Consider the following 14,428-nt stretch of genomic DNA (forward strand, 5'->3'; position numbering starts at 1 on the left):
TCGGACGTCCGCTCGGCTACCGGCTCGGGGTACAACAGAACCATGATCCTGCACCTCGCCCCCCTGGACGACTGGCTGGCCGACCCCGGCCGGCCGTACGCCACCGCCTCGTTGCTCACCGACGGGTTCATCCACTGCTCTGCGGACGAACAGACGGCACTCGCGGTGGCCAACGCCTTCTTCGCCGACGCCCGCGAGCCGCTGATGGCGCTGCTGATCGAGGAGTCGCTGGTGGAGCCGATGGTCAAGTGGGAGGCCCCGCACGGCGCGCCGCCGCCCGGGGCCACGCCCGGCGTGCTGTTCCCCCACATCTACGGGCGGCTGAACCGGTCCGCCGTGGTCGGCCTGGAGAAGGTCGAGCGTGGCCCGGACGGCCGCTGGGCGAGCCTCACCCCCTGGAGCTGAACCCGCACGCCCACCGCCACGGCCGCGTGCCGGCACGCCCACCGCCACGGCCGCGTGCCGGCACGCTCACCGCCACGGCCGGGTGCCGGCACCAACCGGCGTTCCGGCGACGGCCGGGGTCAGAGCCAGCCGCGCTCCCGGGCCGCCATGCCGGCCTGGAACCGGGTGGTGGCGCCGAGCTCGCGCATCAGGCTCTGCAGCCGGCGTTGGGTGGTCCGGGCGCTCCAGCCGAGCGAGCGGGCGATCGACTCGTCGGTGAGGCCCGCCGCGAGCAGGCCCAGCAGCTTGCGGTGGTCGGCCTCCGGCTCCAGCGCCTCCTCCGCCGCCCCGATCTCGGCCTGGAGCTGGACGGCGCGCTCCCACTCCGCCTCGAACAACGTGTCCAGCGCCTGCAGCAGCGCGGACGGGTGGATGACGTAGGCGGCGTCGAGGACGCTGTCCCCCACGCTGATCGGGATGATCGCCATCCGGTCGTCCGACATGATCATCTTCATCGGCAGCACCGGCCGGACCCGCGCCTCCTCGCCGTCCGCGACGCCGACCAGGATGTTCTTCTCCAGCCGGCCCGGCCAGGCCACCGCCTCCCGGTCGTAGATGGTCCGGAACCGCAGCCCCTCCTTCATCCGCCGGCCCTGCAGCGGGATGTTGGCCACCGGGTCCTGGATGTACGGGGGGCAGTCGAAGCCGCGGACCTGGTACCGGCTGGTCTCGGTGATGTGCTCCAGTCGCTGGGCGATCGCCTCCCCGCCGGTCAGCACCTCGACCGAGTGCGCCGGGTCGGTGTAGCGCGAGGCCTCCCGGAAGGCGTCCATCAGGCGGTGCATCTCGGCGCGGGCGTGCCGCAGTTCGGACTCGCGGTGGCCGATCAGCGTGCCTATCGCGACATCGGGGGCCACCGCCAGGAACCGGTGCCGGTCCACCGGGGCGCGGGTCGCCATACCGTGCTGCGCCAGCCGGTCCAGCGCGCGCATGCTCTGCTGGAGGGTCAGCCCGCACGCGACCGCCAGGTCCTCCGCCGTGGACTGCGGATTGGCCACCAGCGCCGCGTAGACCCGCCCGTCCGGTGCGGCCAGTCCCAGTGCGCTGAGTGGTGCATCGGACACGACGCCGCTCCCCGTCTCGCCTCCCGCCCGCGCCACGGTGGCGCACTCCCGCCACTCGGCGGGCCGCGGTCAGGTGGCAATCCTCGGCCACGGATCATCGCGCTGGCAAGGCGGTGACCAGGCGATGCGTCCCGGCTCACAGCAGGACCCGCCGAACGGTGTGAGGGCCTCCCCGCCACTCGGCGGGGAGGCCCTCAGCAGGCGTGGGCCCGAAGGTACGGACCGGTCCGCCGGCTGCGCGGCCGGCCCGCCCGGGACACCGACGGGTCTACAGACCGACCTCGCGCATCAGCTGGCCGACCTCGGGGTTGGTCAGACGGCGCAGCCAGCCGGACTTCTGGTCGCCCAGGGCGATCGGGCCGAAGTGCGTGCGCACCAGCTTCTCGACCGGGAAGCCGGCCTCGGCCAGCATCCGGCGGACGATGTGCTTGCGGCCCTCGTGCAGGGTGACCTCGACGAGGTAGTTCTTGCCGACGTTGGAGACCACCTTGAAGCTGTCGGCGCGGGCGAACCCGTCCTCCAGCTCGATGCCCTGCGCGAGCTGCTTGCCCAGGTCGCGCGGGATCGGGCCCTGGATCGCGGCCAGGTAGGTCTTGGTCACGCCGTACCGCGGGTGGGTGAGGCGGTGGGCCAGCTCGCCGTGGTTGGTGAGCAGGATGATGCCCTCGGTCTCGGTGTCCAGGCGGCCGACGTGGAACAGCCGCGTCTCGCGGTTGGTCACGTAGTCGCCGAGGCACTGGCGGCCGTCCGGGTCCTCCATGGTGGAGACCACGCCGGCCGGCTTGTTCAGCGCGAAGAACAGGTACGACTGGGTGGCGACGGTCAGGCCGTCCACCTTGATCTCGTCCTTCTGCGGGTCGACGCGCTTGCCCTGCTCGGTGACGAGCTTGCCGTTGACCTGGACACGCCCCTGCTCGATCAGCTCCTCGCAGGCGCGGCGGCTGCCGACGCCGGCGCGCGCCAGCACCTTCTGCAGGCGCTCGCCCTCGGGCTCGCCGAAGGTCTTGGGCAGCTTCACGGCCGGCTTGTCGTGCCGGGCGAGCACCGCGTCCTCGATCCGCGCCTGCAGCTCGCGCGAGCGCTGCGGCTGGCGGCGCGGGTCGCCCGGGGCGCCCTGGCCCTCGCGGCGCGGACGCGGGGCCGGGCCCGGCCGGCGCCCGGCGTAGCCGCCGCGCGCGGGGGTGGCGTTGGGGCCGCCGCCGTACTCGGGGCGGTCGTAGCGCCGCTCCTCGGGACGCAGCGGGCGGTCCGGGTACCGCCGGTCGTCGCGCCGGTCGTCACGCCGGTCGTACGAGCCGCCGCGCGAGGAGCCCGAGCCGCCACCGTACGAACCGCCCCGCGGGGAGCCGGACCCGCCCCGGCCCGAACCACCGCGGTCGGCGCCGCCGCCGCGCGAGGAACCGGAGCCGCCGCCGTACGAGCCACCGCGGCCCGAGCCGCCCCCGTAGGAGCCGCCGCCCCGGCCCCCGCCCTGTCCGCCGCGACCGCTGCCGCCGCCGCTGCTGTTCCTGCCGTTGCCACTGCTACGCATCAAAGTGTCCGTACGTCGTTTTCCGTCTGGGCTGTGCGGTCGTTTCGGCCGACCTCACCGCCCCCTACCGATCAGGCGCAGCCCGATCGGCCTCGCCACTGCCGTCCGCGGCCTGCACGGCAGCGGCGGCGACCGCCTCCGCGATCATCGTGCCCTCCAGGGACTCCGCTTCCACGTCGTCGACCTCGGGCAGGAAGGGAGCGAGCTCCGGCAGCTCATCCAGGCCGCGGAGCCCCATCCGTTCCAGGAAGTAGTTCGTCGTCCGATACAGGATCGCACCTGTTTCGGGCTCGGATCCGGCCTCTTCCACCAGTCCTCGCTGTACCAGGGTACGCATCACGCCGTCACAGTTCACACCACGGACGGCCGAGACCCGCGATCTGGACACCGGCTGACGGTAGGCGACGACGGCCAGGGTCTCCAGCGCGGCCTGGGTCAGTCGGGCCTGCTGGCCGTCCAGGACGAAGCGTTCGACGGCCGGCGCGCACTCCGCCCGGCTGTAGAACCGCCACCCGCCGGCCACCAGCCGCAGGTCGAAGCCCCGGCCCTGGGCGGTGTACTCGGCGGACAGCTCGCGCAGTGCCGCCGCCACCTCCGCCCTGGGGCGTTCCAGCACGGACGCCAGATGGGCCTCCGCGGCCGGCTCGTCGACGACCATCAGGATCGCCTCCAGCTCGGCCCTGAGCCCCGGCCCGGCCGGGGCGAAGTCCCCGCCCTCTCCCGTACCCGCGCTCTCGCCGGTCTCCGGCCCGATGCCCGGCCCGTGGCCCCGCTCGGCACCCTGCCCAGGGCCCGGCCGCCCGGCCGGCCGGCCCGCGGGCCCCGCGTCGAAGGCCGTCGGGGCCGACTTCCGGTGCACGACGAGCGGCTCCGCCACGGCCACCGGCGCCCCCGCGGGGGCCGCCGGCGGGACGGCCTCCGTCGCGCCACTCGCCGGCTCGCCCCCTACCGGCTCCGGCTCCGGCTCCAGCCCCGGCCCCGACTCCCCCCGGTCCGCACCGGCCGGCCCCGCGCCGGGTGCCGGCTCCAGCCACTCCCCGGCGCGCGGCTGTCCGGGGACACCCAGCGGCCGCCGCGCCGGCCGCCCGCCGCCCTCGGCAGCACCCGTCATCGCCGCTCCTCCTTCCTCTTCTCCCGCTCCGCCTGCTCCGGGAGCTCGCCCGCGGGCCGGTCGAACTCGTCCGTCACCTCGACCGCTCCCCGGTCCGCCTCGGCCACCCAGCGGACCAGCAGCTCCCCCAGCGCCTCCGGCTGGTCGAAGTCGAGCACCCGCTCGCGGTAGAGCTCCAGCAGGGCCAGGAACCGGGCGACCACGACCAGCGTGTCCGGCGCGTCCGCGACCAGCCGCTGGAAGGACGCCTCGCCCAGCTCGGTGAGCAGGCCGACGACCAGCCCGGCCTGCTCCCGCACGCTGACCGGCGGGGTGTGGATGTGGTCGACGTAGACGACCGGCTCCGGCCTGGGTGCCATGGCCCTGGCCGCCAGCTCCGCGAACCGCGCCGTGCCGATGCTGATCACGACCTCGGGCAGCAGCTGCGCGTGGTGCGGTTCCGGGCCGGCGGTCCGCGGGCGCCGGAGCAGCTCGGCGGCCCAGCGCTCGCCGAACAGGGCGGCCGCCCGCTTGTACGCCCGGTACTGGAGCAGGCGGGCGAAGAGCAGGTCCCGCGCCTCCAGCAGGGCGAGGTCCTCCTCGTCCTCGACCTCGGCGGCGGGCAGCAGACGGGCGGCCTTGAGGTCGAGCAGGGTCGCGGCGACCACCAGGAACTCGGTCGCGGCGTCCAGGTCCCAGTCCGGGCCCATGGCCCGGATGTGCGCCATGAACTCGTCGGTGACGGTCGCCAGCGCCACCTCGGTGACGTCGAGCTTGTGCTTGGAGATCAGGCTGAGCAGCAGGTCGAAAGGGCCCTCGAAGTTCTGCAGCCGCACCCGGAAGCCGCCCCGCGACTCGTCGGCGCTCTCGACGGTCTCGGCGGCGGTGCCTCCGGGGATCGCCCCTTCGGGGACGGCCCCGACGGGGGCGGGCGGTTCCAGGCTGCTCGGCATGACGGTCCATCTTCACCCGGCCCCGCCGCCCGCCCCACGCCGGGGCCACCGACACGCCGCGCCCGGCGCACCCGCGCCCACGCGCCCTCAGGGCTCCGTGCCCCGCGCACCGGTCCCGCGCCTTGGCTCCACGCCCCCGGACCTCGTACCCAGCCCCCGCAGCTCGGCAACCGGTCCCGAAGCGCCCCGGCGCCTCAGCGCCCGCGCAGCCGCCGCACCAGGATGCTCGCCTCGCCGCGCTGCTCCAGGTCTGCCAGCACCACCGCGATGGCCTCCCGGACGACCCGGCCGCGGTCCACTGCGAGGCCGTGCTCACCGCGCAGCACCAGTCGCGCGTGCTCCAGGTCCATCAGCTCTTCGGCCGAGACGTACACGGTGATCTTCTCGTCGTGCCGTTCCCGCCCGCTGGGGCGGCGCGGTGCCCGGCCGCGCGGCCGGGGGCGTCCTGCGGCGCCCGTCTGCTCCTCGGCCGCAGCCCCGTGCTGGCGCGCCCCGGATGCTGCGGTCCGGCTGCCCACGGCCTGCGCGGCGCCCGCCACGCCACCGGCCGCACCGCCCGGGGCCCCGGCGGCCCCGCCGCCCTGGGAAGCGCCCTGCGCGCCCCCGGCGCCCGTACCGGCCCCGTGCGCGCCGCCCGGCTGCGCCGGAGCGGGCACCGTCGCGGCACCCGCACCGCGGCGCTCCCGGGCCCTCCCGGCGCCGCCTGCGGCATCCGCGCCCCCGGTCGTCCCGGCGGGCCCGTCGACGGCCCCCGGGGCGTCCTCGCCGTCCGTGCCGTCCGCGCCGGCTGGACTGCCGCCGGCACCGTTGACGGTCCGTGCGGTCTCCGGTCTGGGCGCCTCCGCGGCCGGACGCGGCGCGAGGGACGGCGACAGCGCCATCCCCCCGGTGGTCCGGAACAGCTCGTCGGCACCCGGGAGACTCACTCGGCGGGGCGGCACCGGTCGAGCACCTCCCTGGCGAGCTGGCGGTATGCGGCGGCACCGACCGAGTTGGTCGCGTACGTGGTGATCGGCTCGCCGGCGACGGTGGTCTCCGGGAAGCGCACGGTCCGCCCGATGACGGTGTGGAAGACGTGGTCGCCGAACGCCTCGACGACGCGCGCCAGCACCTCACGGCTGTGCACGGTGCGCGAGTCGTACATGGTGGCGAGGATGCCGTCCAGGCGCAGTTCGGGGTTGAGGCGCTCGCAGACCTTCTCGATGGTCTCGGTGAGCAGCGCGACACCGCGCAGCGCGAAGAACTCGCACTCCAGCGGGACGATGACGCTGTGAGCGGCCGTCAGGGCATTGACCGTCAGCAGGCCCAGCGAGGGCTGACAGTCGATGATGACGTAGTCGTAGTCCGGCAGCAGCGGCTTCAGGGCGCGCGCCAGTGCGGACTCCCGGGCCACCTCGCTGACCAGCTGCACCTCGGCGGCGGAGAGGTCGATGTTGGACGGCAGCAGGTCCATACCCGGCACGGCCGTCTTCAGCAGCACCTCATCGGCCGTCAGGCCCCGCTCCATGAGCAGGTTGTAGACGGTGACGTCGAGCTCCATCGGGTTGACGCCGAGGCCGACCGAGAGGGCGCCCTGCGGGTCGAAGTCGACGAGCAGCACGCGGCGGCCGTACTCGGCCAGCGCCGCGCCCAGGTTGATGGTCGACGTGGTCTTGCCGACGCCGCCCTTCTGGTTGCACATCGCGATGATCTGCGCGGGGCCGTGCTCGGCCACCGGCGCGGGGATCGGGAAGTACGGCAGCGGACGGCCGGTCGGGCCGACCCGCTCGCGGCGCTGGCGCGCGGCGTCGGGGGCCAGCGTGGCGGCGTACTCCGGGTCCGGCTCGTACTCGGCGTCCGGGTCGTCGTAGGCGCCGTAGGCGATCTCGCCGTAGGCCAGGCCGTAGGCCGGCAGGTCGGCGTCGTAGTCGGTCACCGTGGTCACCTGTGCTGTGTTCTGGCGTGCTTCGAAAGTACGGAGTGCGACCGAGCCGACCTCGGCCGAGCCCACGGTGGCCTGCCGGGCCCCGGACTCCTCACTCGGCTGGCCGGCGGTGTGCTCCGCCAGTCCTGGCTGACCACCCCCGGGAGCAAATGTCGACTCATTCACAAGTCGTCTTACCTCCTTGGGCATCCAGGACTCTATGTCGATTCGTCAGCGTGGCAGCATGCCGACGGTTTGCGACTCTAGGCCGTTCAAGGCGTTCGCAGCAACACAATCCACGGTAGTGGGCCGGATGTGTCGACCATCGCGCGACCCTCTGTCAAGGGATGCGCGGGCCCTTGACCCTAACGTTTCTGCGGTCGGGTGACGCGACCCACAGAAATTGACGACAGAGCGACCCGCCGACGCAACCCCCTGTTCACGGGCACGGCGAAGCCCCCGACCCGGAAAGGGCCCCTCCGGCCCGCAGGCGGGCAGGAGGGAGGGTCGGGGGCCTGCGAACCGCTCCCGGGGAAGCGGCACGGCCGGGCCGGGTCCGGCGCCTGCGCGGCGCGGACCCGGCCCGGACCGGGGGTCGGACGTCAGGCGAGGACGCTCTCCAGGGAGACGGACTCCAGGCCGAAGGCCTCGGCGACGGCGCCGTAGGTGATCTGGCCCTCGTGCACGTTCAGGCCCTTGGCCAGCGCGGCGTCGCGGCGCAGCGCCTCCTTCCAACCACGGTTCGCCAGCTCGACGACGTACGGCAGCGTCGCGTTGGTGAGAGCGTAGGTGGAGGTGTTCGGAACGGCGCCCGGCATGTTGGCCACGCAGTAGAAGACCGAGTTATGGACCTGGAAGGTCGGCTCGGCGTGCGTGGTCGCGCGCGAGTCCTCGAAGCAGCCGCCCTGGTCGATGGCGATGTCGACGAGCACGGAGCCCGGCTTCATGCGGGAGACCAGCTCGTTGGTGACGAGCTTGGGGGCCTTGGCACCGGGGATCAGCACGGCGCCGATCACCAGGTCGGCGTCCAGGACGGCCTTCTCCAGCTCCAGCGAGTTGGAGGCGATGGCCTTGATCTTGGTGCCGAAGATCTTGTCGGCCTCGCGCAGCTTGTTGATGTCGCGGTCGAGCAGGGTCACGTCGTAGCCCATGCCGATGGCGATGGTGGCCGCGTGCCAGCCGGAGACGCCGCCGCCGATGACGACGGCCTTGGCCGGGTGGGTGCCGGGCACGCCGCCGGGCAGCACGCCGCGGCCGCCGGCCGGGCGCATCAGGTGGTAGGAGCCGACCTGCGGGGCGAGACGGCCCGCGACCTCGGACATCGGGGCCAGCAGCGGCAGGGCGCCGTTGGCGAGCTGCACGGTCTCGTAGGCGATCGCGGTGGTGCCGGACGCGACCAGCGCGTCGGTGCCGGCGCGGTCGGCCGCCAGGTGCAGGTACGTGAAGAGGGTCTGGCCCTTGCGCAGACGGTGGTACTCCTCGGCGATGGGCTCCTTGACCTTCAGCAGCAGGTCGGCGGTGGCCCACACCTCGTCGGCGGTGGGGAGGATGGTGGCACCGGCGGCCACGTACTCCTCGTTGGGGATCGAGGAGCCGAGACCGGCGTTGTCCTCGATGTAGACCTCGTGTCCGTTACGGACCAGCTCATGCACGCCGGCGGGCGTGATGGCCACGCGGTACTCGTGGTTCTTGACCTCGCGGGGGATGCCGACCTTCACGGCTAAACACGTCCTCTTGCCATGGGGGTCCCTACCGGAGAAGACCGGCGGGCGACGCGCACGGGGGGAAGCCTCCGGGCAGAGCGGAGGCATGGATCGCTGCGCGACTGAGTTCGAGTGTAATGAAGCCCAGTCGGCGTGTCAGCCTTCCAAAGTGAATAAATCTGCGAGATGCATTGGCAGGTTCGTAGGCTTCCACGACGATCTTCCCACCAAAGCCGTCCCAACCGGGCATCTTCGACAATACTCCCGAACCGCCCTCTACCACCCGGCGTCGAGGCGTTCCCGCAGCTCCGCGAGGGCGGCCCCGACCACCTGCTGCCCGCGCACGTCGCCGAGCCGCCGCAGCACCCCGAGGGACGCCCGGTACTCCCGTTCGGCCTCGTCGAAACGGCGCTGCGCGGTGTGCGCCTCGGCCACCCGGGCGAGCAGCCGGGCCTCCGCGGCCTGGTCACCCATCGACTGCCGCAGGCCGAGCGCCCGGCCGTACCAGTCGGCGGCTCGCACGGCGTCCCCGAGCGCCCGGTGGCAGCCGGCCGCTCCCTCCAGCGCCCGGGCGCGGAGCGCCTCGTCGTCGGCGGAGCGGGCGTGGTCCAGGGCGGCCCGGTAGTGCGCGGCCGCCTGCTCCCACCGTCCGGCCCCTGCCTGCAGGTCGCCCAGGTTGAGCAGGGCGGCGGAGGCCCTGCGGGGCTTGCCGTGCCGCTCGGCGACGGTCAGCACCAGCTCGTGCAGCTGGTAGAGGTCGGCGGGAGCGGCGGCGCCGGTCAGCGGCAGCGCCCGGAGCAGAGCGGTGACCAGCCGGCCGGCCGAACCGTCCAGGTCGCCCTGACCGATCGCGTCGGCGACCGCGGCGAGCAGGGCGTCGCGTTCGCCCAGCAGCCAGGCGCGGGCCTCTGCGGCCGAACGAAGCCGCAGCGGGCCGGGCAACGGCTCCGCGCCGGGCCCGTCGGCGGGGTCGAGCAGCGCGCGGGCGGAGTCGGTGAGCCGGACCAGCCGCTCCAGCAGCCGGGCCCGGGCCAGCTCGACCTCGGCGGGCCGGTCCTCCGCCTCGCGCAGGCGCACCAGTCGGGCGTGGAGGCGGCCGGGCACCCGGTAGCGGGGGGTGCCGTCGGCTGCGGGCGGTTCCTCGCCGAGGAGCTCCCGCTCGGCGAGGGCGGCCAGCGTGGCGGCGGCCTCCGGCGCCGGGCACCCGACCAGCGCGGAGGCGGTGCGCAGGTCGGCGGACTGGGCGGGGGCGAGGGTGAGGGCGCGCAGCATCCGGGCCTGGTTGGCGGGCAGCGTGCGGTAGAGGAGGGTGAAGGCGCCGATCAGCGGGTCGCTGTCGGGCACGGGCACGGGCTCGGCGGGCTCCGGACCGGGCTTCACCCAGGCGGCCGGATCGGTCGCCGGCTCGGCCGGGGCGGGCGCCTCGTTCCGCACCGGCCCGGCGGATGCCTGCTCGCCGGCGGCGGGCCCGCCCTCCTTGGCCGCCCTGGCCCCTCGCCCGGCCAGGGCCTCGGCCGCCGGGGCCTTGCCGGGCCGGCCCTTCCCGGCCGCCGCCTTCCCGGCCGTCCCCTCTCCCGTCGCCCCCTTTCCGGCCGCCCCCTTTCCGGCCGTCCCCTTTCCGGCCGCAACGGCAGCGCCGACCCCGTCGGCGACGATCGCCGCAACCCCCGCAGCCCCCGCCGTCGCGGGCGGCCCGGCGGCCGCTCCCGCCGCCGGCCCCTTCCGGCCCGGGCCGCCCGTGGGCCTCCCGTCCGCCTCCCGCACCGCCTCGGCCAGCTCCCGCGCCGCGTCCGTGACGGCCAGCTTCGGATTGCCCCTGAGCCACCCCGCCATCAACCGCAGTGCGGCCGGCCGGGAGGCGCAGGCCTCCGCGAGGTCGGCCCCGCCGACCGGGTCGCAACTGATCCTGGTCCCGCCGACCAGGTCGCCGAGCAGTTCACCGGCGGCCTGCCGGTCCAGGCCGCCGAGGATGACCGGGTCGATGTCATCGATCCCGGTGAGCGGCCCGGCGGTGGTGGCCAGCACCAGGCAGCCGGGCTCGTCCGCGACCAGTGGCCAGACCTGCCCGGCGTCCCGGACGTCGTCCAGCAGCATCAGCACCTTCCGGCCGGCCAGCGCCTCGCGCAGCGCCACGCAGGCCGGCTCGTCCCGCCCGTCCTCGGCCGGGCCGGGCAGCGGGACGCCGGCGCCGTCCGCACCGAGCTGCTCCAGCAGCCGGCGCGCGGCACGGGCGGGCGGCACCCGGCCGCCGTCGGGCGCGGAGAGGCGGGCGAACAGGATGCCGTCGGGGTAATCGGCGGCGACCGTCACGGCGAACCGGACGGCCAGCGTGGTCCGCCCGGAGCCCGGGCGGCCGGCCAGCACCAGCACTGGGCTACGCCCCTCGGACGGCCGCACGGCGGCGGCCCGCAGTGCGGCCAGCTCCGCACGCCGGCCGACCAGCAGCGAGGGCCCGACCGGCAGCCGGTCCAGTCCGGGAACGCCCGCGACGGGTGCGCCGGGGCCCGGGTCCATCGTCGCCGTCTTCCTCGCCACCCGTGCCACTCCCGACGTCACCCAGCGCTCAGCGGAGGCCGCCCGGGACGGGCGCCCTGTCTGCGAAGCGTAGTTCGACCGTCCGGCGCAGCCGACGTGACATCCGGTCGTACGAACCGGCAAATCACCCCCGCGGGCCAACCCGCCGCACCCGACGCACCTGCCGAGGCGCCCCACCCGCGGTCGCCGACCCGCGAACGGGCCGGACGGTCACGCCGCTGCCGGAGGGGGCGACGCCCGTCGGCACCGGGATTCGAGCGCCCCGGCGGCGAGCCGAGCCCCGGAGCGGGCAGGGCCTAGGAGAACGGTCGGGCCGGCCAGGGGGCCTCGGACGAGCGCAGGGCGCCGAGCCCGCCGGGGCTGGTGAGCGCGGCGTGCAGGGCGAGGGTGCCGGTGATCAGGGTGGGGTTGTGCAGCTCGCCGGCGTGGATCAGCCGGACCAGCTCGGCGAGCGGCACCCGGGCGGTCTCGATCTCCAGCTCCTCGCCGTGGGCCGCGTAGCGGTCTCCCTCCGCGTCCGCGAGGTCGGTGGCGAGGAAGAGCCGCAGCGCCTCGTCGGTGCCACCGGGTGAGGTGTAGAAGTCGACCAGCACCCGCCACGTCCCGGCCCTGCAGTGTGCCTCCTCGTACAGCTCGCGCTGGGCGGCGTGCAGCGGGTTCTCCCCGGGCACGTCGAGCAGGCCGGCGGGCAGCTCCCAGAGCCGCTGGCGGACGGGGTGGCGGTACTGGCGCACGATCAGCACCCGCTGCTGGTCGTCGAGCGCGAGGACGGAGACCGAACCGGGGTGGGTCTGGTAGTCGCGGCGGGCCCAGCCGCCGTCGGGCATCCGGACCTCCTCGGTGCGCACGCCGGTGACCCTGCCCTGGAACGGTGTGGTGGTCCCCCGGATCTCCCACTCCTCGGCCACGTCGTGGATGCGCTGGTCGTCCATCGGTCTCCCCTTTTCGTCAGTACGACACAATCTAACGCCGGACGGCGGCCCCGCGGGAATCGCGGGACCGCCGTCCGGTGACGTGTCGTCGGCTACTCGCCGGCGGGCTGCGCCGTCTTGATGTCGATGGCCGCCTTGACCAGGCCCGCGAACAGCGGGTGCGGGCGGGTCGGGCGGGACTTCAGCTCCGGGTGGGCCTGGGTGGCCACCAGGTAGGGGTGCACCTCGCGCGGGTACTCGACGTACTCGACCAGGTCGCCCTTGGGCGAGAGGCCCGAGAAGACCAGGCCGGTCTTCTCCAGGTCCGCACGGTAGGCGTTGTTGACCTCGTAGCGGTGGCGGTGGCGCTCCTCGACGTACTGCTCGCCGCCGTAGACCTCGCGGACGATCGAGCCCTCGGCGAGCTTGGCCGGGTACAGGCCCAGGCGCATGGTGCCGCCCAGGTCGCCCTTGCCGTCGACGATCGCCAGCTGCTCGGCCATGGTGGAGATGACCGGGTACTTGGCGGCGGCGTCGAACTCGGTGGAGTTGGCCTCGGGCAGGCCGGCCAGGTTGCGGGCGGCCTCGATGACCACGCACTGCAGGCCAAGGCAGAGACCGAGCAGCGGGATCCGGTTCTCGCGGGCGTAGGTGATCGCGGCGACCTTGCCGTCCACACCGCGGTCGCCGAAGCCGCCGGGGATGCAGATCGCGTCGACGTCGCCGAGGTGCTCCTGCGCGCCCTCCGGGGTCTCGCAGTCGTCCGAGGTGACCCACTTGATCTCGACCCGGGCGTTGTTCGCGAAGCCGCCGGCGCGCAGCGCCTCGGTCACCGACAGGTAGGCGTCCGGCAGGTCGATGTACTTGCCGACCAGCGCGACCTTGACGATGTGCTGCGGCTCGTGGACGCGGCGCAGCAGGTCGTCCCAGGTGGTCCAGTCGACGTCGCGGAAGGGCAGGTCGAGGCGGCGGACGACGTACGCGTCCAGGCCCTCGCCGTGCAGCACCTTCGGGATGTCGTAGATCGACTTGGCGTCGATGGCCGCGACCACGGCCTCCTCGTCCACGTCGCACATCAGCGAGATCTTGCGCTTGATGGCCTGCGGGACCTCGCGGTCGGCGCGCAGCACGACGGCGTCCGGCTGGATGCCGATGCTGCGCAGCGCGGCCACCGAGTGCTGGGTGGGCTTCGTCTTCAGCTCGCCGGAGGGGCCGATGTAGGGCAGCAGGGAGACGTGCACGAAGAAGACGTTGTCCCGGCCGACCTCGTGGCGGACCTGGCGGACCGCCTCCAGGAAGGGCAGCGACTCGATGTCGCCGACGGTGCCGCCGACCTCGGTGATCACCACGTCGACGTCCTCGGTCGCCATCCGGCGGATCCGGGACTTGATCTCGTTGGTGATGTGCGGGATGACCTGGACGGTGTCGCCCAGGTACTCGCCGCGGCGCTCCTTGGCGATGACGGTCGAGTACACCTGGCCGGTGGTGACGTTGGCCGAGCCGTGCAGGTTGGTGTCCAGGAACCGCTCGTAGTGGCCGATGTCGAGGTCGGTCTCGGCGCCGTCGTCGGTGACGAAGACCTCACCGTGCTGGAACGGGTTCATGGTGCCCGGGTCCACGTTGAGGTACGGGTCGAGCTTCTGCATCGTGACGCGCAGGCCGCGGGCCTTGAGCAGGGCGCCGAGGCTGGAGGCGGTGAGGCCCTTGCCGAGCGACGAGGCGACACCCCCGGTGACGAAGAGGTGCTTGGTCGTCACGGCGCGGCCGTTCGCTGCCTTGCCGGAATGGGGCTGTGCCAAGAGGGGGCTCCCGTGGGTCGCGTGTCGAAGGTGACGTGGGCGGGAGGCTCGCGGCTCGCCTGGCGACGGGAGCACGGTGCCGGGCACGGAGCTCGCAGGGTCGTCGGTTCGGCTGGTCCGGGGCGTTTGATCCCACCGGTCCACGGGATACCAGGGTATCAGTGACCCGGCCGGGGCGCTTTCCGGCCCGCGCCCGGTGGCACGGAACCACACGCCCGGCGCACCACCCGCGCACCCTACGGCGCACGTGTCACATCCGTCGCACCACCCGGCCCGGGCGGGCCACTCGGCGGCGCTCGACCGGGCCATGCGCCGCCCTCCCGGCGGACCATCCGGAGCTGATCCTTCCGGGCCATCCTGCACGTCGGCCCCGCGATGCACGGCATTTCCGCCGAATTGCGGCGCCACGCAGAGCTGCGCCCGCGTGCTTCGCCCCTTTCGTCCGTCGTAAGCTGCACGGACGCATCGCCGACGCACGAGCACGCGGAGGGCGTG

Annotated in this window: 11 protein-coding genes; 1 reads left to right on the forward strand and 10 read right to left on the reverse strand. The window is 74.3% G+C overall.

Features of this window, described 5'->3' with window-relative positions; all coding sequences use genetic code 11:
* Positions 1 to 42 precede the first annotated feature (42 nt).
* Positions 43 to 405 carry a DUF952 domain-containing protein gene (locus tag ACF9IK_RS09625; protein WP_395293822.1) on the forward strand — a complete coding sequence of 121 codons (363 nt, stop codon included), beginning with the start codon at positions 43 to 45 and terminating at the stop codon, positions 403 to 405.
* A gap of 119 nt (positions 406 to 524) precedes the next feature.
* Here the strand turns inward: ACF9IK_RS09625 and ACF9IK_RS09630 are convergent, their stop codons facing one another.
* From ACF9IK_RS09630 to ACF9IK_RS09675, 10 genes are all read right to left on the reverse strand, one after another.
* Complete coding sequence (locus tag ACF9IK_RS09630) at positions 525 to 1,508, reverse strand: helix-turn-helix domain-containing protein (RefSeq protein ID WP_395293823.1); 984 nt, start codon at positions 1,506 to 1,508, stop codon at positions 525 to 527.
* 268 nt (positions 1,509 to 1,776) lie between these two features.
* Entirely contained in the window at positions 1,777 to 3,039 is a 1,263-nt protein-coding gene (locus ACF9IK_RS09635; protein ID WP_395293824.1) for a pseudouridine synthase, read from the reverse strand.
* A 64-nt stretch (positions 3,040 to 3,103) separates the two neighbouring features.
* On the reverse strand, positions 3,104 to 3,697 hold the full coding sequence (scpB, locus tag ACF9IK_RS09640; protein ID WP_395298525.1) for an SMC-Scp complex subunit ScpB: 594 nt from the start codon (positions 3,695 to 3,697) through the stop codon (positions 3,104 to 3,106).
* A gap of 449 nt (positions 3,698 to 4,146) precedes the next feature.
* Positions 4,147 to 5,082, reverse strand: coding sequence for a segregation and condensation protein A (locus ACF9IK_RS09645; protein WP_395293825.1), 936 nt, complete (start codon positions 5,080 to 5,082; stop codon positions 4,147 to 4,149).
* Positions 5,083 to 5,276: 194 nt separating this feature from the next.
* Positions 5,277 to 6,008: a hypothetical protein gene (locus ACF9IK_RS09650; RefSeq protein WP_395293826.1), complete on the reverse strand. Its 732-nt coding sequence runs from the start codon at positions 6,006 to 6,008 to the stop codon at positions 5,277 to 5,279.
* On the reverse strand, positions 6,005 to 7,072 hold the full coding sequence (locus tag ACF9IK_RS09655) for a ParA family protein (RefSeq protein WP_374209186.1): 1,068 nt from the start codon (positions 7,070 to 7,072) through the stop codon (positions 6,005 to 6,007). The genes ACF9IK_RS09650 and ACF9IK_RS09655 overlap by 4 nt, the downstream gene beginning before the upstream one ends.
* Before the next feature lie 515 nt (positions 7,073 to 7,587).
* Positions 7,588 to 8,703 carry an alanine dehydrogenase gene (gene ald / locus ACF9IK_RS09660; protein ID WP_395293827.1) on the reverse strand — a complete coding sequence of 372 codons (1,116 nt, stop codon included), beginning with the start codon at positions 8,701 to 8,703 and terminating at the stop codon, positions 7,588 to 7,590.
* Between the two features lie 261 nt (positions 8,704 to 8,964).
* Positions 8,965 to 11,223 (reverse strand): tetratricopeptide repeat protein, encoded by a 2,259-nt coding sequence (locus tag ACF9IK_RS09665; protein WP_395293828.1) that lies wholly within the window; start codon positions 11,221 to 11,223, stop codon positions 8,965 to 8,967.
* Positions 11,224 to 11,519: 296 nt separating this feature from the next.
* The gene (locus ACF9IK_RS09670; protein ID WP_395293829.1) at positions 11,520 to 12,155 is read right to left on the reverse strand and encodes an NUDIX domain-containing protein; all 636 of its coding nucleotides are present in this window, start codon (positions 12,153 to 12,155) and stop codon (positions 11,520 to 11,522) included.
* 92 nt (positions 12,156 to 12,247) lie between these two features.
* The gene (locus ACF9IK_RS09675) at positions 12,248 to 13,933 is read right to left on the reverse strand and encodes a CTP synthase (protein WP_395293830.1); all 1,686 of its coding nucleotides are present in this window, start codon (positions 13,931 to 13,933) and stop codon (positions 12,248 to 12,250) included.
* Positions 13,934 to 14,428 lie beyond the last annotated feature (495 nt).

The sequence above is a fragment of the Kitasatospora hibisci genome, assembly GCF_043950205.1.
GTDB lineage: Bacteria > Actinomycetota > Actinomycetes > Streptomycetales > Streptomycetaceae > Kitasatospora > Kitasatospora hibisci.